Source organism: Aeromicrobium sp. JP4, assembly GCF_054957925.1.
The window spans coordinates 3414307-3441301 of the sequence record NZ_CM143290.1; the positions used below are offsets into that span (position 1 = coordinate 3414307).

30 protein-coding genes are annotated in these 26995 nt (G+C 71.4%); 7 read left to right on the forward strand and 23 right to left on the reverse strand.

Features of this window, described 5'->3' with window-relative positions:
- Positions 1–11: 11 nt before the first annotated feature.
- A complete protein-coding gene (locus tag ACY1JX_RS16810; protein ID WP_078700803.1) occupies positions 12–413 on the reverse strand; it encodes a thioredoxin family protein in 402 nt (133 codons plus the stop codon).
- Between the two features lie 95 nt (positions 414–508).
- Between ACY1JX_RS16810 and ACY1JX_RS16815 the strand changes: the two genes are divergently transcribed.
- Complete coding sequence (locus ACY1JX_RS16815; protein ID WP_462564683.1) at positions 509–1633, forward strand: PQQ-dependent sugar dehydrogenase; 1125 nt, start codon at positions 509–511, stop codon at positions 1631–1633.
- A 269-nt stretch (positions 1634–1902) separates the two neighbouring features.
- On the opposite strand, the gene cspE is transcribed toward ACY1JX_RS16815, so the two are convergent.
- The 3 genes from cspE to ACY1JX_RS16830 all read right to left on the reverse strand — a co-directional run bounded on the left by cspE (position 1903) and on the right by ACY1JX_RS16830 (position 4573).
- On the reverse strand, positions 1903–2106 hold the full coding sequence (gene cspE, locus ACY1JX_RS16820) for a transcription antiterminator/RNA stability regulator CspE (RefSeq protein WP_078700805.1): 204 nt from the start codon (positions 2104–2106) through the stop codon (positions 1903–1905).
- Positions 2107–2480: 374 nt separating this feature from the next.
- Positions 2481–3278, reverse strand: a complete 798-nt coding sequence (locus ACY1JX_RS16825; protein ID WP_286928313.1) for an exodeoxyribonuclease III — start codon at positions 3276–3278, stop codon at positions 2481–2483.
- A 53-nt stretch (positions 3279–3331) separates the two neighbouring features.
- A complete protein-coding gene (locus ACY1JX_RS16830; protein ID WP_462564684.1) occupies positions 3332–4573 on the reverse strand; it encodes a geranylgeranyl reductase family protein in 1242 nt (413 codons plus the stop codon).
- Between the two features lie 65 nt (positions 4574–4638).
- On the opposite strand from ACY1JX_RS16830, the gene ACY1JX_RS16835 reads away from it, so the two are divergent.
- On the forward strand, positions 4639–5361 hold the full coding sequence (locus ACY1JX_RS16835) for a queuosine precursor transporter (RefSeq protein ID WP_462564685.1): 723 nt from the start codon (positions 4639–4641) through the stop codon (positions 5359–5361).
- On the opposite strand, the gene tgt is transcribed toward ACY1JX_RS16835, so the two are convergent.
- From tgt to ACY1JX_RS16875, 8 genes are all read right to left on the reverse strand, one after another.
- Positions 5346–6560: a tRNA guanosine(34) transglycosylase Tgt gene (gene tgt / locus ACY1JX_RS16840; protein ID WP_462564686.1), complete on the reverse strand. Its 1215-nt coding sequence runs from the start codon at positions 6558–6560 to the stop codon at positions 5346–5348. The two genes, ACY1JX_RS16835 and tgt, sit on opposite strands and share 16 nt — an antisense overlap.
- Positions 6561–6594: 34 nt before the next feature.
- The gene (locus tag ACY1JX_RS16845) at positions 6595–6999 is read right to left on the reverse strand and encodes a tetratricopeptide repeat protein (protein ID WP_286928321.1); all 405 of its coding nucleotides are present in this window, start codon (positions 6997–6999) and stop codon (positions 6595–6597) included.
- Positions 7000–7055: 56 nt separating this feature from the next.
- Positions 7056–7721, reverse strand: a complete 666-nt coding sequence (locus ACY1JX_RS16850; RefSeq protein ID WP_286928324.1) for a hypothetical protein — start codon at positions 7719–7721, stop codon at positions 7056–7058.
- A 49-nt stretch (positions 7722–7770) separates the two neighbouring features.
- On the reverse strand, positions 7771–8916 hold the full coding sequence (locus tag ACY1JX_RS16855; protein WP_462564687.1) for a cystathionine gamma-synthase: 1146 nt from the start codon (positions 8914–8916) through the stop codon (positions 7771–7773).
- Complete coding sequence (locus tag ACY1JX_RS16860) at positions 8913–10286, reverse strand: cystathionine beta-synthase (RefSeq protein ID WP_181756060.1); 1374 nt, start codon at positions 10284–10286, stop codon at positions 8913–8915. The genes ACY1JX_RS16855 and ACY1JX_RS16860 overlap by 4 nt, the downstream gene beginning before the upstream one ends.
- Before the next feature lie 36 nt (positions 10287–10322).
- On the reverse strand, positions 10323–10742 hold the full coding sequence (locus ACY1JX_RS16865; protein ID WP_462564688.1) for a TM2 domain-containing protein: 420 nt from the start codon (positions 10740–10742) through the stop codon (positions 10323–10325).
- Positions 10743–10762: 20 nt separating this feature from the next.
- Positions 10763–13063: a protein translocase subunit SecD gene (gene secD / locus ACY1JX_RS16870; RefSeq protein WP_286928332.1), complete on the reverse strand. Its 2301-nt coding sequence runs from the start codon at positions 13061–13063 to the stop codon at positions 10763–10765.
- Between the two features lie 66 nt (positions 13064–13129).
- Positions 13130–13474 (reverse strand): hypothetical protein, encoded by a 345-nt coding sequence (locus tag ACY1JX_RS16875; protein ID WP_286928334.1) that lies wholly within the window; start codon positions 13472–13474, stop codon positions 13130–13132.
- Positions 13475–13505: 31 nt separating this feature from the next.
- Between ACY1JX_RS16875 and ACY1JX_RS16880 the strand changes: the two genes are divergently transcribed.
- A complete protein-coding gene (locus tag ACY1JX_RS16880; protein ID WP_462564689.1) occupies positions 13506–14474 on the forward strand; it encodes an aldo/keto reductase in 969 nt (322 codons plus the stop codon).
- Between the two features lie 168 nt (positions 14475–14642).
- Here ACY1JX_RS16880 and ACY1JX_RS16885 read toward each other — a convergent pair whose 3' ends face one another.
- The 3 genes from ACY1JX_RS16885 to ACY1JX_RS16895 form a co-directional block, all read right to left on the reverse strand.
- Positions 14643–15233, reverse strand: a complete 591-nt coding sequence (locus ACY1JX_RS16885) for a hypothetical protein (protein ID WP_286928339.1) — start codon at positions 15231–15233, stop codon at positions 14643–14645.
- 70 nt (positions 15234–15303) lie between these two features.
- Positions 15304–16539 (reverse strand): HRDC domain-containing protein, encoded by a 1236-nt coding sequence (locus ACY1JX_RS16890; RefSeq protein WP_462564690.1) that lies wholly within the window; start codon positions 16537–16539, stop codon positions 15304–15306.
- Positions 16536–17114 carry a DUF3000 domain-containing protein gene (locus ACY1JX_RS16895; RefSeq protein WP_181756054.1) on the reverse strand — a complete coding sequence of 193 codons (579 nt, stop codon included), beginning with the start codon at positions 17112–17114 and terminating at the stop codon, positions 16536–16538. Before ACY1JX_RS16895 ends, ACY1JX_RS16890 begins: the two co-directional genes overlap by 4 nt.
- 168 nt (positions 17115–17282) lie before the next feature.
- Between ACY1JX_RS16895 and hemE the strand changes: the two genes are divergently transcribed.
- From hemE to hemQ, 3 genes are read left to right on the forward strand one after another with little or no spacing between them, the layout of a single operon-like run.
- Entirely contained in the window at positions 17283–18242 is a 960-nt protein-coding gene (hemE, locus tag ACY1JX_RS16900) for a uroporphyrinogen decarboxylase (protein WP_462565900.1), read from the forward strand.
- A 1-nt stretch (position 18243) separates the two neighbouring features.
- Positions 18244–19578, forward strand: a complete 1335-nt coding sequence (gene hemG / locus ACY1JX_RS16905) for a protoporphyrinogen oxidase (protein WP_462564691.1) — start codon at positions 18244–18246, stop codon at positions 19576–19578.
- 10 nt (positions 19579–19588) lie between these two features.
- Complete coding sequence (hemQ, locus tag ACY1JX_RS16910) at positions 19589–20281, forward strand: hydrogen peroxide-dependent heme synthase (RefSeq protein WP_286928346.1); 693 nt, start codon at positions 19589–19591, stop codon at positions 20279–20281.
- Positions 20282–20370: 89 nt separating this feature from the next.
- Here the strand turns inward: hemQ and ACY1JX_RS16915 are convergent, their stop codons facing one another.
- From ACY1JX_RS16915 to ACY1JX_RS16935, 5 genes are all read right to left on the reverse strand, one after another.
- A complete protein-coding gene (locus ACY1JX_RS16915) occupies positions 20371–20802 on the reverse strand; it encodes a hypothetical protein (protein WP_462564692.1) in 432 nt (143 codons plus the stop codon).
- A 275-nt stretch (positions 20803–21077) separates the two neighbouring features.
- Positions 21078–21611 carry a DUF6318 family protein gene (locus ACY1JX_RS16920; RefSeq protein WP_462564693.1) on the reverse strand — a complete coding sequence of 178 codons (534 nt, stop codon included), beginning with the start codon at positions 21609–21611 and terminating at the stop codon, positions 21078–21080.
- 211 nt (positions 21612–21822) lie between these two features.
- Complete coding sequence (gene msrB, locus ACY1JX_RS16925; protein ID WP_181756048.1) at positions 21823–22242, reverse strand: peptide-methionine (R)-S-oxide reductase MsrB; 420 nt, start codon at positions 22240–22242, stop codon at positions 21823–21825.
- Positions 22239–22736 carry a universal stress protein gene (locus ACY1JX_RS16930; RefSeq protein ID WP_286928355.1) on the reverse strand — a complete coding sequence of 166 codons (498 nt, stop codon included), beginning with the start codon at positions 22734–22736 and terminating at the stop codon, positions 22239–22241. The genes msrB and ACY1JX_RS16930 overlap by 4 nt, the downstream gene beginning before the upstream one ends.
- A gap of 9 nt (positions 22737–22745) precedes the next feature.
- Positions 22746–23444: a pyrimidine reductase family protein gene (locus ACY1JX_RS16935; RefSeq protein ID WP_462564694.1), complete on the reverse strand. Its 699-nt coding sequence runs from the start codon at positions 23442–23444 to the stop codon at positions 22746–22748.
- Between the two features lie 37 nt (positions 23445–23481).
- Here ACY1JX_RS16935 and ACY1JX_RS16940 point away from each other — a divergent pair, with 37 nt between their 5' ends.
- Positions 23482–24318 carry a PPK2 family polyphosphate kinase gene (locus ACY1JX_RS16940; protein WP_462564695.1) on the forward strand — a complete coding sequence of 279 codons (837 nt, stop codon included), beginning with the start codon at positions 23482–23484 and terminating at the stop codon, positions 24316–24318.
- Between the two features lie 28 nt (positions 24319–24346).
- Here the strand turns inward: ACY1JX_RS16940 and ACY1JX_RS16945 are convergent, their stop codons facing one another.
- The 3 genes from ACY1JX_RS16945 to ACY1JX_RS16955 are packed head-to-tail and all read right to left on the reverse strand — an operon-like array spanning position 24347 to position 26978.
- Positions 24347–25108 carry a sirohydrochlorin chelatase gene (locus ACY1JX_RS16945; protein ID WP_181756044.1) on the reverse strand — a complete coding sequence of 254 codons (762 nt, stop codon included), beginning with the start codon at positions 25106–25108 and terminating at the stop codon, positions 24347–24349.
- Positions 25105–25305: a hypothetical protein gene (locus tag ACY1JX_RS16950; protein WP_078700833.1), complete on the reverse strand. Its 201-nt coding sequence runs from the start codon at positions 25303–25305 to the stop codon at positions 25105–25107. The genes ACY1JX_RS16945 and ACY1JX_RS16950 overlap by 4 nt, the downstream gene beginning before the upstream one ends.
- Entirely contained in the window at positions 25302–26978 is a 1677-nt protein-coding gene (locus tag ACY1JX_RS16955) for a nitrite/sulfite reductase (RefSeq protein WP_181756043.1), read from the reverse strand. Before ACY1JX_RS16955 ends, ACY1JX_RS16950 begins: the two co-directional genes overlap by 4 nt.
- Positions 26979–26995 lie beyond the last annotated feature (17 nt).

The following is a 26995-nucleotide window of genomic DNA, read 5'->3' on the forward strand; positions in this document are numbered from 1 at the left end:
CCCCGAGTGTCTCAGTTCTGCGAGGCCTCCGGAACCTCGGGCGCCTGGGCCTGGGCCTCCTGCGCGTCGATCTCGCGGCGCACCTGCTCCATGTCGAGGTCGCGGACCTGACCGATGATCTGGTCGAGCGCCTCGGCCGGCAGCGCGCCGGGCTGGGCGTACAGCAGCACGCCGTCGCGGAACGCCATCAGCGTGGGGATCGAGGTGATCTGGACCGCCGCGGACAGCTCCTGCTCGGCCTCGGTGTCGATCTTGGCGAAGGTGATGTCGGGGTGACGCTCGCTGGCGGCCTCGTAGACCGGGGCGAACTGCATGCACGGTCCGCACCAGCCGGCCCACCAGTCCACCAGGGTGATGCCCTCACCGGTGACGGTGTCCTGGAACGTGTCGGCAGTCAGGTTGATCGTGGTCATGATGGCCTTTCGTCGGTTACTGCTTCTTCAACGTCCATCTCCACTGTGACATTCCGTTGGTTGGGCCCGTCCGCTGCTTGCGGCATGATCGGGTCATGGATCGCCGGAGCGTCATCGTCGGGGGAGCGGCGCTGGGTGCCGCGTGGCTGGCCGGCTGCAGCGGCGACGACCCGAAACCCCGCCCCAGCCCCTCCACCGCGACCACCACGGCCTCCGAGCCCCCGCCCACCACCGCGAGCACGCCGCCCGCCCCCACGCCGATCGACCCGCGCATCGACGGCACGATCGCGTCGGGCCTCAACGTGCCGTGGGCGATCGTGTTCCTCGCCGACGGATCGGCCCTGGTCACCCAGCGCGACGACGCCTCGATCGTGCGGGTCACCGCCGACGGCGACGTGTCGAAGGTGGGCGACGTCCCCGGCGTGGCCCCCGGCGGCGAGGGCGGCCTGCAGGGGCTCGCCGTGGCGCCCGACGAGTCGGCGCTCTACGCCTACCTCACGGGGCCCGACGACAACCGCGTGGTGCGCCTGGAGTTCGACGGCGACCGCATCGGAGCCGCCGAGCCGATCCTCACCGGCCTGGCGAAGGCGTTCAACCACCAAGGTGGCGCCCTGACGTTCGACCGTCGGGGCCGGCTCTTCGTCGCGGTCGGCGACGCGGCGAACACCGCCACCCCGCAGGACCGCTCCTCGCTCAACGGCAAGATCCTGCGCATCGACACCCAGGGCCGCCCTGTGGAGGGGAACCCGTTCGGCAACGAGGTGTGGTCCTACGGGCACCGCAACGTCGAGGGACTGGCCTGGGACGCCTCGGGGCGCCTGTGGGCGAGCGAGTTCGGCGACCGCAGCCAGGACGAGCTCAACCGGATCGTCAAGGGCGGCAACTACGGCTGGCCGATGGTGGAGGGGGACAGCGACGACGACCGCTACGTCCGCCCGAAGGTCACCTGGCCCACCTCGGAGGCGTCGCCGGCAGGACTCGCGATCAGCGGCGACCGGGCCTTCGTGGCGGCGCTCCGCGGGGAGCGGCTGTGGCAGGTCCCGATCGAGGGCACCTCCGCCGGTGAGCCGCGCGCGTTCTTCACGCGCGAGCTCGGGCGACTGCGCGCCGTGGCCGCCGCGCCCGACGGCACGCTGTGGCTGGGCACCTCCAACACCGACGGGCGCGGCCAGCCCGGCCGGTCGGACGACCGGATCGTGCGTGTCGCGATATCCGGCTGAGATTTCACTGGCGTTTCGGGCCCGCTGTGGTTATCGTCGTCGGTGGGGGACGACTCGGCACGCCGACGTCAATGGGGAATGCAGCGCCTCTGGGTCTACGACCCGCGCGGCTGCCCGGATCGTCCTTCGTCACCTCTCGTGACCACTTCGGAGCCACGAGCAGGTGAGGCGGTTCGCCGCCCTGTGAGTCCGGCTCCCTCCCGGCACTGACAGCAAGAACCCCACCACCTCTCGGTGGTGGGGTTCTTGGCGTTCGGGTCCGGGTGGACTCAGAGCGGCCGGATGTTCGCGGCCTGGAGGCCCTTCTGGCCCTGCTCCACGTCGAACTCGACCTTCTGGTTCTCGTTCAGCGAGCGGTAGCCGCCCGACTGGATCGCCGAGTAGTGCGCGAACACGTCCTCGCCGCCGTCGTCGGGGGCGATGAATCCGAAGCCCTTGTCAGCGTTGAACCACTTGACGGTACCGGTGGCCATGGTCTTTCTCCTCTTGATCCTTCTGGCGATGGTCGGACGCGCTCTTCACGCCCGACGGTCGCGACGCACATCCAACCGCGAGAGGAACCACGCCCCGGAGGGAACCGCATCCTTTTGCTGTCCAACGTCGTGCAACTGCCACCACCCTACGACACGGCGACGGGCGTCGGGAGGCTCCGAAGACGACTCGAAGCGGTGAATGTCGGATGAACGCGCCGTGGCGCTACACCCGCCGGAACGACTACGCCGGTATAGTCAGGAAGAACCACCTCACGGGGTGGTGCCCACGGCGACGCCGCGGGCCGAGCGGGGGGCGTGCATCCGGGGGGACGGCGCGTCCCCCGCACCTGTGTGCGGGGGCGATCCCGTCCGGTTCAGAGGTCGTAGTCGATGGTCAGCGGCGCGTGGTCGGACCAGCGCTCGCCCCAGCTGGCGGCGCGATCCACGGTGGCCACACGAGCGGACTGCGCCAGCTCGGGGGTCGCGATCTGGTAGTCGATGCGCCAGCCCGTGTCGTTGTCGAAGGCCTGCCCGCGCATCGACCACCAGGTGTACGGGCCGTCCACCGGCCCGGCCAGGTGGCGGTGCACGTCGTACCAGCCGAGGTCGCCGAAGAACTGGTCGAAGTAGGCGCGCTCCTCGGGCAGGAACCCGGCCTTCTTGACGTTGCCCTTCCAGTTGCGGATGTCGAGCTCGGTGTGGCCGACGTTGAGGTCGCCCGTGATCAGCGCGTGGCCGTCCATGCCGCCGAGCTCGGCCATGCGCTTGGTCATCTGGTCGAGGAAGCGGAACTTCTCCTCCTGGCGCGGCGTGCCGGCCTCGCCGGAGTGGACGTAGACGCTGACCACGGTGAGGACGGAGCCGTCGGGGAGCGTGAGGTCGGACTCGATCCAGCGGCCGGTGTCGTCGAAGAACGCGTCGCCGTTGCCGACGCGGTGACTCGTGGGCTCGAGGCGGCTGATCACCGCGACGCCCGAGCGTCCCTTGGCGGCGGCCTCGGTGTGGACCACGTGGTAGCCGGTGCCCTCGAGGATCTCGTGCACGATCGCGTCGGGGGCGCGGACCTCCTGCAGCGTGATGATGTCGGCGTCGCGGCCCTCGAGCCACTCCTTCATCCCCTTGCGCCACGCGGCGCGGATGCCATTGACGTTGACGGTCGAGATCCTCAGCACCCTGCGAGGCTACCGGCCTCCACCCACCACTTTCGGAACGGGCGCGACGGAGGTCAGGCGGTGAACGGCGGGCGCTCGTCGAGGCGGATGGAGCGGCGGCCCGCCCAGCGCCAGACCCGGGCCGTGAGGTCGCGGTCCTCGTCGGTGACGAGGTTGCCCATCACGCGCAGCGCGATCGTCATCAGGGTGTGCGAGCGCATCCCGATCGGGCCGGCCGTGGGCAGCAGGTGCGGCACGGTGATCAGCCCGGCCAGGCGGCGCGCGATCGAGAAGGCGGGTCCGTAGTGGGCCGTCAGCATCGCGGGCCAGGCCGCCTCGGGGGAGTCGCCCGTGGCCAGCAGTTCGGCCCCGATGCGGCCGGTCTCCAGACCGTAGTCGATGCCCTCGCCGTTGAGCGGGTTCACGCAGCCCGCGGCGTCGCCGATGACGATCCAGTTGCGCCCGGACACACCCGACACGGCGCCACCCATCGGCAGCAGCGCCGACGTGGGCAGCTCGAGGTCGGCGCCGAGGTCCCAGTCCTCGCGGCGCAAGGTGGCGTAGTACTCCATCAGCGGACGGATCTGGATCTTCGCGGGGCGCTTCGCGGTGGCCAGCGCGCCCACGCCGAGGTTCACCCGGCCGTCGCCGAGCGGGAAGATCCACCCGTAGCCGGGCAGCAGCTCTCCCGTCTCGCCCCGCAGCTCGAGGTGCGAGGAGATCCACGGGTCGTCGCCGCGGCCCGACTTCACGTAGCTGCGGCCCGCGACGCCGTAGGCGGTCTCGCGGTGCCACTCGCGCCCGAGCACCCGGCCGAGCGGGGAGCGGACGCCATCGGCGATCACGAGGCGCCGGCACGCGATGGTGTGGCGGCCCTGCGCCGTGTCGAAGACGACGCCGGCGACCGAGCCGTCAGCGGCCCGCTCGACATCCACGGCGCGGGCGCCGTCGACGCCGGTCACCCCGGCATCCAGCGCGCGCTCGCGGATCCGCGCGTCGAGCTCGGTGCGGGGGACGGCCGAGCCGTGGTCGGGCAGCGAGCCACCGGGCCACGGCAGCAGCAGCTCCTGGCCGAAGCCGGCGGCGCGCAGGCCCCGGTTCACGGTGTGCCCGCGGACCCAGTCGCCGAGGTCGAGCCGCTCGAGCTCGGCGATGGCACGCGGGGTGAGGCCGTCGCCGCAGGTCTTGTCGCGCGGGAAGGTGGCGGCGTCCGCCAGTACGGTGTCCATCCCGAGCCGCGAGGTCCACGCGGCGGCGGAGGAGCCGGCAGGCCCGGCGCCGACGACGAGGACGTCGGTGGTGGTCGGCAGGCTCATGTGACGATTCTCCCACCGGGCCCACGACGCGAGGGCACGGGGCGCGCCGTGGGAGGATGGCGGTCGTGTCCACCACGCCTGCTCCGAGCCCCGACGTCGTCCGGTTCGCGTCCCGCGGCTCGTCGCACTACGACATCCTGCTCGCCCTGTTCTGCGTCGTGATCGTCGTCTCGAACATCGTCGCCAGCAAGGCGGTAGAGATCGGCTCCGGCCAGGTCATGCTCGGTCCGGTGCAGCTGTGGCCGCTCGTGGTCGACGGGGGAGTCGTGCTGTTCCCGCTGGCCTACGTGCTCGGCGATGTGATCTCCGAGGTCTACGGACTGCGCGCCGCCCGTCGGGCGATCCTCACCGGCTTCGCCGCCGCCGCGCTCGCCGCGGGCACGTTCTTCGTCGTCCAGCTGCTGCCCGGCGCCTCCTGGTACGAGAACCAGGCGGCCTACGAGGCCGTGCTGGGCCCGGTCACGCAGATCGTCCTGGCCAGCCTGGCCGGCTACCTCGTCGGCCAGTTCCTCAACTCGTGGGTGCTGGTGCGGATGAAGCAGCGGTCGGCCGAGCGCCGTCTCGTCGCCCGCCTCATCGGCTCCACCGGCGTGGGCGAGGTCGCGGACACGCTGATCTTCTGCGCGATCGCCGCGTCGGCGATCGGCGTCTCCACGTTCGGCGCCTTCGTGAACTACTTCGTCATGGGCGTGGTGCTGAAGGTCGGCGTCGAGCTGCTGCTGATGCCGCTCACCGTGCGGGTCATCGCGTGGCTCAAGCGGCGCGAGCCCACCTACCTGGCCGCCTGAGCCGCCCGGCCCCCGAGGTAGCGGCCCAGCCACTCGGACTTCAGGGCCGCGAAGTCGCCGTCCTCGATCGCCGTGCGCATCGAGTCCACGAGCCGCACGAAGAAGCGCTCGTTGTGGATCGAGCACAGGGTCGCGGCGTTGTACTCGTTCGCCTTGAACAGGTGGTGCAGGTAGGCCTTCGTGTAGTGGGCGCACGTGTAGCAGTCGCAGCCCTCCTCGATCGGGCCGAAGTCGCGCCGTGACGCCGCCACCATGAGGTTGTAGCGGCCGGTGGCGCTGTAGACGCGCGACGACCGCGCGACCCGGGTGGGCGTGACGCAGTCGAACGTGTCGCAGCCCGCCTCGACCCCGGCGAAGAGGTCCTCGGGCTCGCCGATCCCCAGCAGGTGACGCGGTCGGTCGTCGGGCAGCTCGTCCGTGACCCAGCGGACGATCGTGCCGAGGTTCTCCTTCTCGATCGCGCCGCCGACCCCGTAGCCGTCGAACGCCAGGTCGGCCAGGCCGCGGGCGGCCTGCCGCCGCAGGTCCTCGTGCTGCGCGCCCTGCACCACGCCGTAGAGGGCCTGGCGCGGGCGGTCGGGGTGGGCCGCCCGCAGCCGCTCGATCTCCGCGAGGCAGCGCTGCGCCCACGCCTGGGTGCGTCGCAGCGAGTCCTCCTGGTAATCCCGGCTGTTCATCAGCGTGGTCAGCTCGTCGAACGCGAAGATGATGTCGGCGCCGAGCTGGTGCTGGATGCCCATCGACACCTCGGGGGTGAACCGGTGCTTCGACCCGTCGAGGTGGCTCTTGAACGTGACGCCGTCCTCGTCCACGTGGGCGAGGCGGTCCTTGCCGGGGGCGATCACGTCGTCGGCCTCGGTGCCCACGGCGTCCATCGCCAGGGTCTTCTTGAAGCCGGCGCCGAGGCTCAGCACCTGGAAGCCGCCGGAGTCGGTGAAGGTGGGGCCGTGCCAGTTCATGAAGGCGCCGAGGCCGCCGGCGGCCTCCACGATGTCGGCGCCGGGCTGCAGGTACAGGTGGTAGGCGTTGGCCAGCACGGCCTGCCCGCCGAGCTCGGAGATCGACTCGGGGAGCACGGCCTTCACGGTCGCCTTGGTGCCGACCGGGATGAACGCGGGCGTGCGGATCGAGCCGTGAGGGGTCTCGATGGTGCCCGATCTTCCGGGGGCGTCCGGCAGGGTGCTTCCGACGGTGAACACGGCCCCATCCAAACAGACGGGGCCGTGTCCGACATCAGGCGCCGGGGCGGTCGACCAGCTCGACGCGCGTGGCGTCGCGCTCGCTGGCGCCCATGGCCGCGGCGAGCCGGTGGTGCACCGCGCCTTCGCGGTGGCGGCTCTGGCGATCGAGCGCCAGGCCGAGGGCCTTCTGCGCCCAGGCGCTGGTCGGCTCGAGCTCGGTGAGCGTCCGGAACGCCTGCTCGGCCGGGCCCAGGTGGGCGGCGGCGAAGTGGGCGCGGCCCATCAGCTCGCACACGGCGGCGTTGCGCGGCTCGAGCTCGGCCACGGGCCGCAGCACGCGGGCTGCCTCACGCGGGAAGCGGGACTCCAGGAGGTCCTCGGCGTAGCGGAACGCCTCCAACGGCTCCATCGCCTCGATCTTCTCGTCCGTCAGCGTGGGCTTCATCCAGATGGTCATGTTCCGCTCCTCTCGTCACCGCCTACAACGGCACAGGGGTGCGGAATGTTCCCGGGTCAGTCCTGGGCGCCGGGCGTGGCCTCGGGCGTCGGCTCGACGGTGGGCTGGGTCGTGGGATCGGGTGCCTGCGGCGCGGGCGCGGGGGTGGTCGGCGCGGTGGTGGGAGCGGTCGTCGGAGCCGTGGTCGGGTCGTCGGAGGGACCGTCCGTGGGCGCCGTGGACGCGGTGGGATCCGGCTCGTCCTGCGGGTCGGAGCCGGTGCCTCGGTCCTGCCAGGGCCGCCCGATCGTGGGGTTGTCGGTGTTGCCGAAGGACGCCCCCGTGGCCAGCTCGTAGGCGCCGATGGCCAGCAGTGCGGTGCCGAGCGCGAGTCCGGCCCAGACGAGGATGCGCTTCCACGACAGGGCGCGCTCGGACTCCTCGACGGCGACGGTGGACTCGTGCTCGGTGACGAGGATCTCACCGCCGTCGCCGTGCTCCTCGCCCGCTGGCGCCGATCGTGACACGACCGTGCCGCTCTCGGTGATGAACGTGGTGCCGCGGTCGAGCCCGCGCACGTAGAACGCGCTCGCGATCGACGCCACGAGGCTGCCGACCGCCGCGCCGATGATCGTGCCTGCAACGCCGAGGTAGGACGCGACCCAGGCCGACGTCATCGCCGCGAGTGCACCGGCCACCAGCTGGAGCCAGGACAGTCCGGAGAAGGAGCCGTTGCGAGACATGGCCTCCAGACTAACGAGGCGGACCCACCTCTCCGGGTGCCCGCGAAGGTCAGGCCAGGGCCTGCTGCAGGTCCTCCAGCAGGTCCTCGACGTCCTCGATCCCGACCGACAGCCGGACGAGGTCCTCGGGGACCTCGAGCTGCGATCCGGCCGTGGACGCGTGCGTCATGGCCCCCGGGTGCTCGATGAGCGACTCCACGCCGCCGAGGCTCTCGGCGAGGGTGAAGACCCGGGTGCGCGAGCACAGGTCGAGTGCCGCTTGGCGACCGCCGGCGAGGCGCAGCGAGATCATCCCGCCGAACCGGCGCATCTGGCGCGCCGCGACCTCGTGGCCCGGGTGGTCGGGCAGACCGGGGTAGCTGACGTGGCTGACCGCGTCGTGGTCGACCAGCATCCGCGCGATCGCCTCGGCGTTGTCGCAGTGACGGTCCATCCGGACCGCGAGCGTCTTGATGCCGCGCAGGGTCAGGTAGGCGTCGAACGGCCCGGGCACGCCGCCCGCGCCGTTCTGCAGGAACGCGAAGGCCTCGTCGAGCGCGGGGTCGGACGTGACGAGCGCGCCGCCGACGACGTCGCTGTGGCCGCCCAGGTACTTCGTGGAGGAGTGCAGGACGATGTCGGCGCCCAGCGCCAGCGGCTGCTGGAGGTAGGGCGACGCGAACGTGCTGTCGACGAGCAGCTTCACCCCGGCTGCACGGGTGACCTCGGCGGTCCCGGCGATGTCGGCGACGTTGAGCAGGGGATTGGTGGGCGTCTCGAGCCACACGAGCTTGGTGCGGTCGGTGATCGCCGCCGCGATGGCGTCGGCATCGTTGACCGGCACGGGCGTGTGCTCGATGCCCCAGTGCGAGAACACCTTGTCGATGAGCCGGAACGTGCCGCCGTAGGCGTCGTCGGGAATCACGAGGTGGTCGCCGGGGCGCAGGATCGCGCGCAGCGCCGCATCGGTGGCCGCCATGCCCGAGGAGAACGCGCGTCCGTACGTGCCGCCCTCGAGCGCGGCGAGGTTCGCCTCGAGCGCCCGGCGGGTGGGGTTGCCGGTGCGCGCGTACTCGAAGCCCTCGCGCATGCCCCCGACGCCGTCCTGGGCGAACGTGGAGCTGGCGTAGATCGGGATGTTCACCGCGCCGGTGCGCGGATCGGGATCCTGACCGGCATGGATCGCGCGCGTGGAGAAGCCGCCGCCGTCGCTCATACGTGAACTCCCAACAGGTCGTGACGGGTCAGGACGCCGAGCGGCTTGCCCTCGTCGACCACCATCAGCGCGTCGCTGCCCTTGAAGGCGTCGAGCGCGGCGGACAGGTCCTCGCCGGAGCCGATGATCGGCAGCGGCGGCTCCATGTGCTGGGCCACGGCATCGGTCAGCTGGGCACGGCCCTCGAAGACCGCACTCACGAGCTCGCGCTCGCTGACGCTGCCGGCGACCTCGCCGATGACCACCGGCGGCTCGGGGCCGACGACGGGCATCTGCGAGACGTTGTACTCGCGCAGGATCTCGATCGCGTCGCGCACCGTCTCGGACGGGTGCGTGTGCACCAGCGCGGGCATGGCCCCGCTCTTGCGGCGCAGGATGTCGATCACGTGCAGGTCGGCCGGGTGGCCGTCGAGCGGCGTGCGCAGGAAGCCGTAGGAGGCCATCCAGTCGTCGTTGAAGATCTTCGAGAGGTAGCCGCGTCCGCCGTCGGGCAGCAGCACCACGACGAGGTCGTCCGGACCGAGGCGCTCAGCCACGCGCACGGCGGCGACCACGGCCATGCCGCACGAGCCACCGACCAGCAGGCCCTCCTCGCGGGCCAGGCGGCGCGTCATGTCGAAGGAGTCGGCGTCGGAGACGGCGATGATCTCGTCGGGGATCGCCGGGTCGTAGGCCGTGGGCCAGAAGTCCTCGCCGACGCCCTCCACGAGGTAGGGCCGCCCCGTGCCGCCGGAGTAGACCGAGCCCTCGGGATCGGCGCCGATGACCTTCAGGTCGGACCGCTGCTCCTTGAGGAAGCGGCCGGCTCCCGAGATCGTGCCGCCGGTGCCGACGCCGGCCACGAAGTGGGTGATCGCACCCTCGGTGTCGCGCCAGATCTCCGGACCGGTGGTCTCGTAGTGGCTGGCCGGGCCGGCCGGGTTCGAGTACTGGTCGGGCTTCCAGGCCCCCTCGGTCTCGCGCACGAGACGGTCGGAGACGTTGTAGTACGAGTCGGGGTGGTCCGGCGGGACCGCCGTGGGGCACACCACGACCTGCGCGCCGTAGGCCTTCAGCGTGTTGCGCTTGTCCTCGCTGACCTTGTCGGGGCAGACGAAGATGCACGAGTAGCCGCGCTGCTGGGCGACGAGGGCCAGGCCGACGCCGGTGTTGCCCGAGGTGGGCTCGACGATCGTGCCGCCGGGCTTGAGGGCCCCGGAGGCCTCGGCCTCGTCGACCATCTTGACCGCGATGCGATCCTTCGCGCTGCCGCCGGGGTTCAGGTACTCGAGCTTGGCCACGACGGTGGCCGCGCCTTCGGGTACGACGGAGTTCAGCCGGACTAGGGGTGTGTCGCCGATGAGGTCGACCACGTGGTTCGCGATGGCCATGACCCCATCATCGCACCGCGGGTCTGACGCGCCCGATCAGGACCGGAGCGGGCGCCCGTTCCCGTCGCGAGAATCCGACACGAGCGTGATGATCCCGTCGACGAACGGCCAGATCGCGCCCACGCCGCAGGTGAAGACCGTGACCAGCAGCTGGGCCACGCCGATCCCCGTGTGCCCCGTGTAGAACCGTCCGATGCCCAGGGGGATCAGGATCTGCAGCAGGCCCGCGACGATCTTCGACTTGTCCGAGAACGGGATGCCGGTCTTGGGGTCGATGCCGTACGGCGCTCCCGGCCCCGCCCATCCTCCCGGCGGAAGCGGCGGCGGGGACGACGGCGGAGGAGGGGGCGGCGGGGGGTTCGGCGGGCCCGGGGGCCCGCCGAACCGCAGCGTCGGGTCGTGGTCGCCCGCACCCGGGTCGGGATCGGGGTACGGCTCGTCCGGCGGGGTGGTCATGAGCGCACGCTACCGCTGGATCAGACCACCGCGCCCTCGTCGGGCGTGCCGCGCCCGTCGAGGATGTGCGAGTACGGGTCGGCCTTGTGGCGCGGGTCCTTGTCCGGGTTGTACGGCCAGCGCTCCTCCAGCAGGACACCCAGCGTGGCTGCGGTGAACACCGTGGAGAAGTGGCCGAACAGCAGGCCGAGCAGCACCGCGATCGAGAAGTCGCGCAGTGAGTCGCCACCCAGCACCATCAGCGCCGCCAGGATGAACGTGGCGCCCATCGCGGTGTTGATGGTTCGCGGCAGGGTCGACAGAATCGCCTCGTTGACCATCTCGCGCAACGGGATGTCGCGCGTCCGGGTGCGTTCTCGGATGCGGTCGAGGACGACGATCGAGTCGTTCACGGCCAGGCCGATGATGGACAGGATGGCTGCCAGGAACACGCCGTCGATCGGCTTGCCCCACCAGGCGAAGACGCCCACGACCGCGAGCACGACCGAGGCCATCGAGACGATGGCGGCCGCGGCCCAGGTCCAGCGGAAGCGCCAGGCCAGGTAGGCCATCTGCGCGGCCACCGCGATGAGGAAGGCCAGCAGCGCCTTGTTGCGCAGCTCCTTGCCCAGCGTGGGGTCGATCGTGTCGGAGCGGACCTGGACGGTCTCGCCGCCGATCTCGGCGATCGACGAGCGCACCTGCTCGGCCTGGTCCTCGCTGATCTTGGGCAGGCGCACCGAGATGTTCTCGCCGCCGTCGGCGGACGAGGACTGCACGACCGCCTCGGGGAATCCGGCGTCTGCCACGGCCTCGCGGGCCTGGTCGGGGGTGACCGCCTCGGCGGTCGAGTACTCGATCTGGCGGCCGCCGGCGAACTCGACGCCGAGGTTCAGGTCGCGCACGAGGATGCCGCCGATCGCCACGGTGGCGACACCGAGGGAGATGGCGACCCACATGCCCGCGCGGCGAACGAGGTAGGGACCGTGCTCGTTCAGCCAGCGACGCACGCCGGAGATGCCGCCGATGCCACTGACCTGCGGGTGCGAGCGGATCCAGCGGCGCTTGACCAGCCACTCGGTGAGCCAGCGGGCCACGACCAGGGCGGAGAACATCGAGGCGATGACGCCGATGGTCAGGGTGATGCCGAAGCCCTTGACCGGGCCGGCCGACAGGAAGAACAGCAGCAGCGCGGCCAGGATCGTCGTGACGTTGGAGTCGATGATCGCGGACCAGGCCTTGGAGAAGCCGGTGGTCAGGGCCGAGAGCAGGCCGGACTTCGGATTCTCGTGGTATTCCTCGCGCGCTCGTTCGTAGACCAGCACGTTGGCGTCGATCGCCAGGCCGATCGCGAGCACGAAGCCCGCGAGGCCGGGCAGGGTCAGCGTGGCCCCGAGCAGGACCAGCGCGGCGTAGGAGACGAGTGCGTAGACGCACAGCGCGACCGTGGCCATGACGCCGGTCGCGCGGTAGATGAAGATGATGAAGAGTCCGGTGAGGAACAGGCCGATGATCGAGGCCTGGATGGAGTCGTCGATGGCGGCCTGGCCGAGCGTCGGGCCGACGGTGCGCTGGTCGATGATCTCGACGGGGACCGGGAGGGCGCCGCCCTTGATCAGCGCGGCGAGCTCGTCGGCGCTGGCCTGGGTGAAGTCACCCGTGATGCTGGTCGAGCTGCCGCCGCCGGACTGGCACAGCTCGGGGACGATGCCGGGCGACGAGATGACCTCGTTGTCCAGGATGATCGCGATCCGGTTGCCGGCCGCGGTGTTGGCGCAGGCCGAGGTCACCAGGTCGCGCCACGGCGCACGGCCCGTGCCGTTGAACTCGACGTTGACGACCCACTCGCCGAGGCCCTGCTGGGGCAGCGCGGCATTGGCGTCGCTGATCCCGTTGCCGTCGAAGGCGACCGGGCCGAGGAGGATGTTCTGGCCCTGCTCGTCGGGCAGCACGACCTCGCCCTTCGCGGGCTTGGTGGCCTCGTCGGCGGGGGCCTTGACCTCGCGGAACTCCAGGGTGGCCGTCTGGCCGATGACCTCGGCGGCCTTCTTGGGGTCCTGCACGTCGGGCAGCTCGACGATGATCCGCGTGTCGCCGGAGCGCGCCAGCGTCGGCTCGGAGACGCCGAGGGCGTCGACGCGGCCGCGCAGGACCTCGAGGGCCCGGTCGGTGGACTCGGCGTTCGCCTCGATGCGGTCGGTGGACTTGGTCTCGAGCGTGATCTGCGTGCCGCCGCGCAGGTCGAGGCCCAGGTTGGGCTTCATGGTGAAGGCGATCGCGAGCGAGCCGACGATCACGACGAGGCAGACGAGGCCGCGCCAGAAGTTGGTCTTGGAGGACATGGGTGACTTTCGATGGGGGCCGAGGACGGCGAAGTACGAGGGGTGGCGAAGACGGACCGGGGCCGGTCAGGCCAGCGGCGGGGCGCGCCCGGCCGGCGCGGGAACCGCCCGGCCCACCTGCGCGGCGACCAGGGCGGCGGCGAGCGCCACCAGGGCTGCCGCGACCAGCGACAGCGTGGTGTCGAGCGTGCCCGCGGGCAGGTCGACGGACACGGAGTGGTCGTCCGAGGTCGCCTTGGCGACCGTGACCCGCGGCTGCGCGGGCTCGTCCCCGGCCGACATGGTCGTGCCCGTGGCACGCCGCTCGGCACCGGAGAATCCGGCGAGGGCACCCAGCCCGAGCATGCCGGCCAGCAGCACGGCTGCCAGAGCCGCGACGAGACGTCGCACGGCATGGGTGGTCCGGATCACCCGCCGAGTGTAACCGTCCTACGGTGGGTGCGTGAGCACACGACATGTCCTGGGAACGAGCGGTATCGACGTCGGCCCCGTGGGGATCGGCTGCAACGCCTTCGGGGCGCGCATCGACGGCGACCAGGTGACCGCCGTCGTCGACGCGGCCTTCGAGCACGGGGTGCGGTTCTTCGACACGGCCGACACCTACTCCCTCGGTGAGAGCGAGACCCTGCTCGGCGCCGCCCTGCAGGGGCGTCGCGACGAGGTGGTCGTCGCCACCAAGTTCGGCATGGACATGCAGGGGCGCAACGGCGACGACGGCGGGCGGCGGGGGAGCGCGGCGTACGTCCGCCGCGCGGCGGAGGCGAGCCTGCGCCGCCTCGGCACCGACGTCATCGACCTCTACCAGCTGCACACCCCGGATCCGGGCACGCCGGTCGAGGAGACCCTCGGCGCGATGACCGAGCTGGTCGACGAGGGCAAGGTCCGTGCGATCGGCTGCTCGAACTTCACCGCGTGGCAGCTCGTCGACGCCGACTGGATCTCGCGGACCACCGGGCTCGCACACTTCGCCACCGCGCAGAACGAGTACTCGCTCTACAACCCCGCGGCCGAGGTCGAGCTCGTACCGGCGTGCGTGGAGCTGGGCGTGGGCCTGCTGCCGTACTTCCCGCTCGCGTACGGGCTGCTGACCGGCAAGTACTCGCGCGACGTCGAGCCCGAGGCGGGCACGCGCCTGGCCGGACAGCGCGCGCGGTGGGAGGGCGCGGACTGGGAGCGGATCGACGCGCTGCAGGCCTTCGCCGACGAGAGGGACATCACGCTGCTCGAGCTGGCGATGGGCGGACTCGCCTCGCGGCCGGCCGTCTCCTCGGTGATCGCCGGCGTCTCGCGGCCGGAGCAGGTGGCCTCGAACGTGGCCGCCGCGAGTTGGGTCCCGACGGCGGAGGATTCCGCCGGCCTCGACGACCTGCTGGCGCCGGCGCACTCGTACACGACGTTCGCGCCGCGCTGATCGGAGGGCGTGAAGGGGGAGGGGCGCGCCGGGTCGGGAGCGCCTCACGGCGCGTGGCCGCTCGTAGCGGCTGATGTTGGGACCCGGGGCTACCTCGACCCGGCGCACTCACCATTTTAATGCATCGGATCCAAATTCAAAGGTGACCGGGGCAACTCAGGAACCGGCTCAGTGCAGCTCGCCGCGACGCTCCGCCTCGGCGGCCGCCCGCAGGTGGCGTGCCGTGTCGACGAGGCGGGCGGCGCTGGTGGCATCGCCGCCCTCCATCTGGCCGCGGCCCACGCCGACGATGTGCGCGAAGGCCGCCGCGCGGTCCAGCGAGACGTCGAAGTCGGCGGCGACGATGCCCCGCACGACCGTGTCCACGAGCTCGACGACCTCGTTCGGTCCGGGCGGGTCGACCACGCCGGCGAGGACCTCCTGCACGGGTGCGTAGGCACGGCCCGCGGCGAACTCGCGCGACGCCTGCACGGGGTTGTGGTGCACCCACGTGCGCAGGGCGTAGAGCCGCCACAGGGCGCCCGCGACGGTCTCGGGAGGGGCCTTGGCCCAGAGCTCGGCGATGACCCCCATGCCCTCGGAGTCGGCCAGGTGCAGCACCCGCTCGACGAGGTCGCGATCGGCGTGGTCGCGGGCCCCTCGCACCAGCAGTGAGGCGATGCGGTGGCCGGCGGCGGTGCGTTCGGCCGGGTCGTCCGGGTCGGGCAGCGAGTCGAACACGGCTGCCCCGGGCAACGACGGCTTGTGGAAGTCGGCCATGCATTCGAGCGTAAACCCGGGCCGGTGACTGCGTGAGCAGATGTCCGGTGTCGTGCGGGTACGCCGCGAATCAGGGGTCGACGAGCGCGGCCGCGATCGGCGCGGCCACCAGCTCGATCTGCCAGTTCCGGCTGCCCCGCTCGCGCAGCTCCTCGGCGATCGACGCCGCGTCGAGGTCGGCGGGCGGCTGCCAGGCGAGCGCGCGCACGATGGCCGGGCCGATGAGGTTCTCGGCCGGGACGTTCTGCTGCTCGGCGATCTGGGTGACCTGCGCGCGCACCCGGACGAGGCGGGCGGCCGCGACCGGGTCCTTGTCGGCCCAGGCGCGCGGCGGCGGCGGGCCGTCGGAGCGCTGGCCCGAGGTGGGCAGCTCGTCCTCGGGCAGGCCGAGGGCCTCCTCGATCGCGTCGAACCACTCGTCGAGAAAGCGGCGCGGACCGCGACGGCGCATCGTGGGGTCGTTCTTGAGCGCGGTGAACGAGTCGGGGGCGTGCGTGGCCAGCGACACGATCGACGCGTCGGGCAGGATGCGGCCGGGAGTGATGTCGCGGTCCTCGGCGATCGCGTCGCGGGCGTGCCACAGGGCCCGGACGATGGCCAGGGCCCGACGGCTGCGGATCTTGTGGATGCTCGAGGTGCGTCGCCACGGGTCCTTGCGCTCGGGCGGCCCGGTGAACGACAGCAGCGCGTCGAACTCCTCGCGCGCCCAGCCGTCCTTGCCGGCGGCCTTCAGGTCGGCCAGCACGAGCTCGCGCAGCTCGAGCAGGACCTCCACGTCGAGTGCCGCGTACTCCAGCCACGGCTCGGGCAGCGGCCGGGTGGACCAGTCGGCGGCCGAGAACTCCTTGGCCAGGCTCATGCCCAGGTAGTGCTCCACGAGGGCGGCCAGGCCGACGCGTGGCAGGTTCAGCAGCCGGCCGGCGAGCTCGGTGTCGAACAGCGAGGCGGGGCGCAGCCCGACCTCGGCCAGGCACGGCAGGTCCTGGGTGGCGGCGTGCAGGATCCACTCGGCGTCGCCGAAGGCCAGGCCCAGCTCGCTGAGGTCGGGGAAGGCGATCGGGTCGATGAGCCAGCTGCCCGAGCCCTCGCGGCGCACCTGCACGAGGTAGGCGCGCTGGGAGTAGCGGTAGCCCGAGGCGCGCTCAGCGTCCAGGGCGATGGGTCCCTCGCCTAGGGAGATCTCGGCGCAAGCGCGGGCCAGCGCGTCGTCGGTGTCGACCACCGGGGTGAGCGGCTCGCGGAGGCCGAGTCGGGGGAGGACGGGCTCAGGAGCCTCGTCGATGATCTCTTCGGGTTCGTTCGTCAACGGGAGGCGCGCCTACGGGTGAGAGGGACGACGCCGGGCGCCAGGGGCGGCAGGCCGGCGAGCTTGCCGAGCAGTTCCATCCACGCCGAGGCGTGGGGCTCGAGCCCGCCGTGGGGCGTCCAGGAGGCGCGCACCTCGATCTGGGCGTCGGTCTCGTCGTCGGTCATCGCGCCGAAGCCCTCCGAGCGGACGACGGTGATGCTGCCGGCCGGGTTGGTGTGCTCGGCGCCCGCGTCGTCGAGTGCGTCGGTCAGCCAGCTCCAGCCGACCTGGGTGATGAGCGGGTCGGTGGCCATCTCCTGCTCGATGTCGGCGCGCGCGAACGTGACGCAGCGGAACGTGCCGTTCCACGCGTCGTTGCCGGCCGGGTCGTGCAGCAGGATGAAGCGCCCGGTGCCCAGCTCGACGTCCGCGACGACCACGTCGGCGGTCATGGCGTGGGCGAACGGGGCGATGCGCTGCGGAGCGGGCATCTCGCCGAGCTCGAGCTCCGGGCGCGCGACGGCGCGCTTCACTTCCTCGACAGCCCGCGTGAACGGTGCCGGGATGCCTTCAAGCTTGGTTCGGGCGCCCACACCGTGATCTTAGGCACGGAATGCGGGGGCGGGAGGCTCGACACGCAGGCGTGACAGACTCGTGACGTGACCAACGATGTTCGCGACGCCTCCGTCGACAGCGCCCTCACGAGCCCGTTCCTGCGTGCGTGCCGTGGACTCGAGCCCTCCCACACGCCGGTCTGGTTCATGCGGCAGGCGGGACGCTCCCTGCCGGAGTACCTCGCGATCCGCGAGGGCGTGCCCATGCTCGAGTCGTGCTTCCGCACCGACATGGTCGTCGAGATCACGATGCAGCCGGTGCGCCGCCACGGCGTCGACGCGGCCATCTTCTTCTCCGACATCGTCGTGCCGCTGAAGGCGATCGGCGTCGACCTGGACATCGTCCCGGGCACCGGGCCCGTGGTGGCCGACCCGATCCGCTCGGCCGACCAGCTCGGCACCCTGCGTGACCTGGAGCCCGACGACGTCACCTCGATCACCGATGCCGTGCGCGGCCTTGTAGGCGAGCTGGGTGGGACGCCGCTGATCGGCTTCGCCGGTGCGCCGTTCACGCTCGCGTCCTACCTCGTCGAGGGCGGCCCGTCGCGCGACCACCGGCGCACGAAGGAGCTGATGTACGGCGATCCCGACCTGTGGCACGCGCTGCTCGGCCGGATCGCGGCCATCGCGGGCCAGTTCCTGCGGCTCCAGATCGAGGCCGGTGCCTCCGCGGTCCAGCTGTTCGACTCGTGGGCCGGGGCGCTGTCGCCGTCCGACTACGACACCTACGTGCGTCCGCACTCCGAGGAGGTCCTCGCGTCCGTCGCCGACCTCGACGTGCCGCGGATCCACTTCGGCGTCGGCACGGGCGAGCTGCTGTCGCGCATGGGCGAGGCGGGCGCCGACGTCGTCGGTGTCGACTGGCGCGTCCCGCTGTCCGAGGCGATCGGCCGGGTCGGCGATCGTGCCGTCCAGGGCAACCTCGACCCGACACTGCTGTTCGCGCCCACCGAGGTCGTCCACGCCCGCGCCGCCGAGGTGATCGAGGCCGGACGTGCCGCCAAGGGCCACGTCTTCAACCTCGGGCACGGCGTGCTTCCCGCGACCGACGCCGACGCGCTGACGCGGCTGGTCGACTTCGTGCACGCCTACGAGCCGGAGGCCTGACGTGCGCGTCGCCGTCGTGGGCGGCGGGATCGCAGGACTCTCCGCGGCCTTCCACCTGGCTGCCGCGGGTGCGAAGCCGGTGGTGCTGGAGGGCTCGCCCGAGATCGGCGGCAAGGTCCGCCAGGCGCGACTCGGCGACCTGACGGTGGACGTGGGCGCCGAGGCGATGCTCGCCCGCCGACCCGAGGCCCTCGACCTCGTCGATGCCGTCGGCCTCTCCGCCGACGTCGTGGCGCCCGAGCCGATCCCGTCGATGGTGTGGAGCCGCGGGGCCCTGCGCGCGCTCCCGCCCACGATCATGGGGGTGCCGTCCGACCTCGCTGCGCTCGAAGCGTCCGGTGTGCTCGTGGGCCCCATCACGTCGACGCCGCTGCCCGTGCCCGACGAGGACGTCTCCGTGGCGCAGTTCGTGGGCGACCGGCTGGGACGCGAGGTGGTGGACCGCCTCGTCGAGCCGCTGCTCGGCGGCGTCTACGCGGGCCACGCCAACCGGCTCTCGCTCCGCGCGGCCGCGCCGGTGATCTCCGAGCTCGGTCCGGACCTGCTGGCCGGCGCCGCCGCGCGGGCCGCGGCGCCGAAGCCCTCGGGACCGGCGCTCGTCGGGGTCCGCGGCGGGGTGGGCCGGGTTCCGCGCGCTGTCGTCGAGGCCGGCGGCTTCGAGGTGCGCACCGGGGCCACCGTGCGGTCGATCCGCCGCGACGGTACGGGGTGGGAACTCGTCGTGGGGCCCACGACGGCATCCGTGCGCGAGCGCTTCGACGCCGTCGTGATGGCCGCTCCCGCGCCGGCGGCGTCCCGGCTCCTGGCCGAGGTCGCCCCGCGGGCCGCCTTCGCCCTGGCGGGTCTGGACTACGCCTCGATGGTGGTCGTGTCGCTGCTGGTCGAGGGCGCCGACCTGCCGTCGGGCACCGGCTTCCTCGTGCCCCCGGTCGAGCCGCTGGAGATCAAGGCCGCGACGTTCTCGTCGCGCAAGTGGGCGTGGCTCGCGGAGGCCGCCGGCGGCGCCACGGTGCTGCGCGCGTCGATCGGGCGCGCGGGCGACACCGCGGTGCTGCAACGCGACGACGCCTCCCTGGTCGACCTGGCCGTGGCGGACCTGCGCTCGGTCGTCGAGCCCGGGGGAGCGATCGGTTCGGTCACGGCCTCGACGGTGCAGCGCTGGGGCGGGGGTCTGCCGCAGTACGAGGTCGGACACCGCGACCTGGTGCGCACGGTGCTCGACGACGTGGCGACGGTGCCCGGGCTCGAGGTCTGCGGCGCGGCCTACGAGGGTGTGGGGATCGCTGCCGTCGTGGCCACCGGGAGGGCCGCGGCCGAGCGAACCGTGGCCGGGTGAGAATGGACGCATGAGTTCGCACGAGGTCGACCCTGAGCAGATCAACTCCACCATCCGCTACGCGATGTACTCGGTGTTCCGGATCGAGCGTCCGCTGGGCGACGGCGACCGTGCCGCGATGGCGGCCGAGGTCGACGCGCTCTTCGAGAAGCTCGACGACGTCGTGGTGCGAGGCACGTACGACGTGAGCGGGATGCGCGCCGAAGCCGACCTGATGATCTGGTGGCACGCCGCCACGGCCGACGCCCTGCAGGACGCCTACAACGCGTTCCGCCGCACCGAGCTCGGCTCACACCTCGCGCCCGTGTGGTCGAACGCGGGCCTGCACCGCCCGGCGGAGTTCAACCGCTCGCACGTGCCGAACTTCCTGGCCGACGAGAACACGCTCAAGTACATCTGCGTGTACCCGTTCGTGCGCTCGTACGAGTGGTACCTGCTGCCCGACGACGAGCGTCGTCACCTGCTGCGCGAGCACGGCGAGGCCGCGCGCGACTACGCCGACGTCCGCGCGAACACGATCGCCTCGTTCGCCCTCGGCGACTACGAGTGGCTGCTGGCGTTCGAGGCCGACGAGCTGCACCGGATCGTCGACCTCATGCGTGAGCTCCGCGCCACCGGCGCCCGCCACCACGTGCGCGAGGAGCTGCCGTTCTACACCGGCCGCGCCCTCTCGGTCTCCGAGCTGACCGCGCTCTGGCCCTGAGCCCTCCGCCGCCCGCCGCACCTTCGGCGAGTGGCGCAATCTCGCCCGCCACTCGTCGAGTGGCGGGCGCTTCTGCGCCACTCGCGGAGTCAGCGGGTGAGCACGGGGCGTGCCTCGCGGACGCGCAGCATCGTGGCGGGGCCGGCGGCGGTGATCGTGGTGTCGAGCTCCTGCCATCCGCCGTCGTCGACGCGGAAGGTGACCCGGTAGGTGACGTCCACGCGTGCGCTGACGCCGCCCGCCCGCCGGTACCGGTGAATGACGTCGAGCGCGGGGTAGGGCCGGCCAGGCTTGGTGGTGGTCTGGGCGGTGCCGTCGCCGTGGTGCCAGGTGTAGCTCGCGGGCGTCGCCCGCAGGTCGACGGTGGAGTCGAGGATGTCCACGGTCTCCTCGAACGGTGCCGCGCTGGTGTGGAAGATCGTCTCCAGGTTCACCAGCGTCGACCCGGCCGGCTGGACCGCCACGCGCAATCGGGGCAGCCCGACGCGCTCGACCGCCTCCACAACGTCGCCGGGCGTCACCTCCCGATCCGGGGCCTCGGTAGGGTCCGCCGGCTCGGGCCGCGTGATGCAGTCGTCCTGGGGGAATGGCGCCTCGGGACGGCAGTAGAAGGGCTCCGGCACATGCTCGGTCGGGGCTGGTTCAGGCCCACCTGGGTTCCGGACGCGGATCGGCCCCGGGGTCTGAGGTGGCACTCTTTCGACGTCCTCCAAGCGGACCTCTGGGCTTGTCGGATTAGGTATGACCTCGACGTCTCCAGACAGTGAAGTGAGGATCAGGCCGGCAAGAATCGCGATCACTCGTAGGCTCCGAGCCAAAGTTGCGAAACCGTCCAACCCTCGTTGTGGCGGAGCGCGAAAGTCACCGTGTCGTTCGAAACCGCAGTGCGTTTCAGTGGTGCCGTGGCGTTCTCCTTAAATTCTCCGGCGGAGATTTCCAAGGTCGTGGTGACGAACGACTCGGCGTCAGGAGCAGTCCGATCGTCAAATCGGACGCTGGAGCCGCTCGGGGCGGACCACTCCTGCCGTATGAACCCGCCGTCGTCATACGTGCTTTCGAAGAACTTGATGTACTCCGCGCATCCTTCGCAGTCCGGATCGGATAGCCGCTGCAGTTCATCCACATCGCCGGTGGAGGCGGCGTAACCCATCAACTTCACGTAGTGGCGCGTGAAAGTCGACAGGCCACTCGGCGTGAACTCCTGCGCCGCCGCGGGCATGGGCGGCAGGGTGGCGTCAGGGTTCGCGGGCGTCGTGGCCGCGCTGGTCGGTTCAGTAGGCGGCGGGTCGTCCTCGCCGCAGGCGCTCATCGTGAGCGCGAGTGTCGCCACGAAGGCACACGTCAGTATCCGCATCGTTCCCCCGAACTACGTCACTTCGAGTTACGCACTCTAGCGACGGCCCGCGGGGACGTCAGCCCTCCGTCTCAGGCCTGTGGACGAGGGCTCGGACACGAGCAAGCGGTGCCCACCGCATCCCCGCGCCAGGCGCGAAGAAGGGTGGACACCGCTGCACATCTCGTGCGCCCGGGGGCGCGGGTTGTCAGTCCGCCTGCAGGTCCAGCGCGATGCCGTTGATGCAGTAGCGCAGGTCGGTCGGGGTGGCGAAGCCCTCGCCGGCGAACACGTGGCCCAGGTGCGAGCCGCAGTTGGCGCAGCGAACCTCGGTGCGCTTCATGCCGAGGGTGGAGTCCTCGATGTACTCGACGCGGTCCTCCGCCAGGGGGGAGTAGAACGACGGCCAGCCGCACTGGGCGTCGAACTTGGTCTCGCTGCGGAAGAGCTCGGCGTTGCAGCCGCGACACCGGTACACACCCTCGGTGGCGTCGTGCTCGTAGTCGCTGCTGAAGGGTCGCTCGGTCCCGGCCTGACGCAGCACGTGGTACTCCGCGGCGCTGAGGTCCTTGCGCCACTCGTCGTCGGGACGGTCGACCGCATAGGTCTTGTCAGTCTGGTTGCTCACATCTCCGCCTGTTCGTCGAAAGTCAGGTGTTCCAACAGGTGCAACGTCGGGACGTCCAGTTTTCTTCTCGCTCGGGACGTCCAATCGAGGTGAAGGAACTCACGCACCACGTGCGGCTCGGTCAGGATGATGACCTCCTCGCACGACTTCTCCTTCACGACGTCCACGAGCGCGTCGATCGGGTCGTACTCGACGAGCTTGGTGGTGACCTTCTGGCCGCGCTCGGTGAGCAGGGCCGCGGAGGCCTCGAGCTCGGCCTGCCCGTCCTGGCGCAGCTCGTCCTCGATGCGGGTGTAGGCGGCCGGTTCCTCCAGCGGGACGAACTGAGCCCCGCCGAACGCCGTCATGGACGCACTCAGCGCTGCCGGGGACGAGTCGACCGGCAGCAGCATGTGATACGTGACGTCGTCGTCGACACCCTCATGCAGGGCGAGGATCTGATCGGCGTCCAGGGCGATGAGCTGGCGTTCCACCAGCAGGGCCACGTTGTACATGCCCCCAGCCTAGGCCGCGCGACGGTCGCGGACCCACCGCGTCAGCAGGACGCCGTCCTGCTCGACCACGTGGCCGAGTCGCATGGGCAGCTCCACGGCCCGCGCTCCCTCGGTGATCCGCTTGGCCGGGCCGCCCACCAGGTGGGGCGAGACGGTCACGCAGGCCTCGTCGACGAGGTCCAGATCGACCAGGGTGCCGTGCAGCGCGGGGCCGCCCTCACACAGGATGCGGTTGAGGCCGCGGGCGGCGAAGGCGTCCAGCACCGCGGGCCAGTCCACGGCGTTCTCACCCGCGACGACGACCTCGGCGGTCTGCGAGAGCCGCTGGCGGGCCTCGGCGGGGGAGGAGGCCGGCGTGAGGATGATGAGTCCCGGGGTCAGCAGCGACTCGGGGATGTCGAGGTTGCGGCTGACGACGGCGAGCCGTGGCACGCGAGGGCGGCCCTCGCGCAGCGACTCGTGGATCGAGTCGCCCGAGATGGGGCGGTACCCCTCGGCGCGGGCGGTTCCCGCGCCCACGAGCACCACGTCACTCAGGCTGCGCAGGACCTTGAACACCGTGGCGTCCGGCTCACCGCCGAGATGGCCCGACAGGCCCTGGGGATCCTGGACCCCGCCGTCGACGGAGGCGACGAAGTTGGTCCGCAGCCACGGCTTGTGGGAGTCGGGGTAGGCGTACAGGTCGGCGAGCTCGTCCAAATCCGGCATGGCACCACGGTAGGGCGACCTGGGGCATACTGCCGAGATGACGGACCTGCGCTCCCTCCTCGCGACCACCGGACCGATCGACCTGTCCACGAGGCCCGCCGATGACACACCGGGCTTCGAGGGGACGAAGAAGGATGCGCTGCGACTGCTCCCGGGCATCGGCGAGCGCCTGATGGACTCCCAGGAGCTGCTCTTCGCCAACGGCCGCGCCGGGACGACCGACCGGAAGGTCCTGATCCTCCTGCAGGGGATGGACACCTCCGGCAAGGGCGGCACCCTGCGGCACGTGGCCGGGCTCGTCGATCCCCAGGGCCTCAAGATCACCGCGTTCAAGGCCCCCACGGAGGAGGAGCGGCAGCACGACTTCCTCTGGCGGATCCGGCCGCAGCTGCCCGAGCCCGGGATGATCGGCGTCTTCGACCGATCGCAGTACGAGGACGTGCTGATCGGTCGGGTGCGCCAGCTCGTGCCCGCCGAGGAGATCGAACGCCGCTACGACGAGATCAACGACTTCGAGAGGCAGTTCGTCGACGGCGGGGGAGTCCTGCTGAAGTGCTTCCTGCACATCAGCGCCGACGACCAGAAGGAGCGACTGGGCGAGAGGCTCGACGACCCGACCAAGTACTGGAAGTACAACGTCGGAGACCTCGACGAGCGCGCCCTGTGGCCGCAGTACCAGCAGGCCTACGAGATCGCGCTCGAGCGCTGCTCCACCGACCACGCGCCCTGGTACGTCGTCCCGGCCAGTCGCAAGTGGTACCGCAACTGGGCCATCGCCACGATGCTCGGCGAGACGCTCGAGGGGCTCGGCCTGGACTGGCCGACTGCCGACTTCGACGTGGAGGAGCAGAAGAGGCGCCTGGCCACGATGTGACCGGGCGCCCCTTCCTGCTCTCGAACGGTCAGACGTCCGCGAAGAGGGCGTCCATCGGGACGAGGTCCACCGCGCCCACGGCGTAGCGGGCCAGGATGACCTCGGCCACCTCGTCGGCCACGCCCAGCGGCTCGGCGACCGCCACGGCGCCGGCCTCGAGCGCCAGCTCCTTCGCGCGGTCGGGCAGGACGCCCGGCGCCAGGAACAGCATGCCCACGGCGATGTGCCGACGACCGTCGGCCCGGTGGGCCCGCACGGCTTCGCTGGCCGCCGGCGGGGCGCTGGAGGCGAACGCCGCGATCGTGGGCAGCTTGTGGTGGGCACCCCACGCACGGGCGGCGCGGGAGACCATCGCGTTGGCCATCGGGTCGGACGAGCCCGCGCCGGTGAGCACGAGGGCGTCGAGCTCGCGGACGCGGTTCTCGCGCAGCGCCTCACGCAGGCGGCGGTCCAGGACGTTGAGGAACGTGCCCTCGATGCCGAGGACCTTGGTGACCTCGATGCGGACGTCGTGCTTGGCCGAGGCCGCCTTCGCGGCCTGGGGCACGTCGACCTTCGCGTGGTAGGCCTCGGTGAGCAGCAGCGGGACCACGACGATCTCGCTGAAGCCCTCGGCGACCAGCCGCTCGACGACCTCGTCGAAGCTGGGGCCGCACAGGTCCAGGAACGCGGACTCCACGCGAAGATCGGGGCGCATGCACGCCACCACCTCCGTGAGGGCGTTGATGGTCTCGGCCGATCGCGGATCGCGGCTGCCATGGGCCAGGGCGATCAGTGCGGGTGCGGTCATCGTGCATTCCTCCCTTCCTGCGGTGCGGTGCTGGTGATGTCGGTATCGGTGGTGGTGCGGGCCAGGTGGCCCAGGAACTTGAGCCGGAACGCGCGCAGACAGCTGCGGCACTCCCACTCGCCGTGCGTCTCGCCGTGGGGACGCAGGTCCTCGTCGGCGCAGTACGGGCACGAATAGGGGACGAGGCGTTCACTCATCGGAGCACCTCCTCGTCGGCCCGGGCGACCCACGCGGCGAAGGACTCGCCGTCCTCGCGGTGCGCCAGGTAGGTGCGCGAGAGCTTCTCGACGTAGTCGGGCAGCTGGTCGCCGGTGACCTTGTGGGCGCGGAGCTTGCGGCCGAAGCCGGCGTCCAGGCCCAGGGCGCCACCGAGGTGGACCTGGAAGCCCTCGACCTGCCGGCCGTCCTCGTCCATGACGAGCTGGCCCTTGAGGCCGATGTCGGCGGTCTGGATCCGCGCGCAGGAGTTCGGGCAGCCGTTCACGTTGACCGTGATCGGCGAGTCCAGCTCGGGCACGCGCTGCTCGAGCTCGTCGATGAGGTGGGCCGCGCGGTCCTTGGTGTTGACGATCGCGAGCTTGCAGTACTCGATGCCGGTGCAGGCCATCGTGTGCTGACGCCACTGCGACGGACGGGCGTGCAGGCCCAGCTCGGCCAGCGCGGCGACGAGCGACTCGACGCGATCCTCCTCGATGTCGAGGACGACGATCTTCTGCATGGGCGTGAGCGCGACGCGGTCGGAGCCGTGCGCCTCCACGACGTCGGCCAGCTGCTGCAGCATCGGGCCGGAGATCCGGCCCACCGTGGTGGCGGCGCCGACGTAGAACCTTCCGTCGACCTGGCGGTGCACGCCCACGTGGTCGACCGGGGTGTCGGGCACCGGGGGAGCGTCGAGGTCGATGAGCGTGCGCTGGAGGTACTTCGTCTCCAGCACCTCGCGGAACTTCTCGATGCCCCAGTCCTGCACGAGGAACTTCAGGCGGGCGCGCGACCGCAGCCGGCGGTAGCCGTAGTCGCGGAAGATGCTGACGACGCCCTCCCAGACCGCGGGAACCTCGTCGAGCGGCACCCAGGCGCCGAGGCGCAGGGCGAGGTGCGGGTTGGTGGACAGGCCCCCGCCGACCCAGACGTCGAAGCCGGGGCCGTGCTCGGGGTGGACCGCACCGATGAACGCCACGTCGTTGATCTGCGGGACGACGTCGTGACCGGGGTGGCCGCTGATGGCCGTCTTGAACTTGCGGGGCAGGTTGGAGAACGCCTGGTCGCCGATGTAGCGGCTCTCGATCGCGTCGATCGCCGGCCGGCCGTCGATGATCTCGTCGGCCGACACGCCGGCGACGGGGCTGCCCATGATGACGCGCGGGCAGTCGCCGCACGCCTCCTGCGTCGACAGGCCGACGGACTCGAGGCGCTGCCAGATCGTGGGGACGTCGCGCACGTCGATCCAGTGGTACTGGATGTTCTGGCGGTCGGTGACATCGGCCGTGCCGCGACCGAAGTCGACCGAGACGTCGGCGATCGCGCGCAGCTGCTCGAGCGAGAGCTGGCCACCGTCGACGCGCACGCGCATCATGAAGCGGTCGTCGTCGAGCTCCTCGGGCTCCAGCGTGGCGGTCTTGCCGCCGTCGATGCCGGCCTTGCGCTGCGTGTAGAGGCCCCACCAGCGGAAGCGTCCGCGCAGGTCGCCGCCGTCGATGCTCTCGAAGCCGCGGTGCGCGTAGATGTTCTCGATCCGGGCGCGGACGTTGAGCGGGTTGTCGTCCTTCTTGGACTGCTCGTTCGCGTTGAGGGGCTCGCGGTAGCCCAGGGCCCACTGACCCTCGCCCTTACGGCGGCGGGGACGGGCAGGTGCTGCTGGGGTGGTGGTCATCGGTGCTCTCTGTCGCG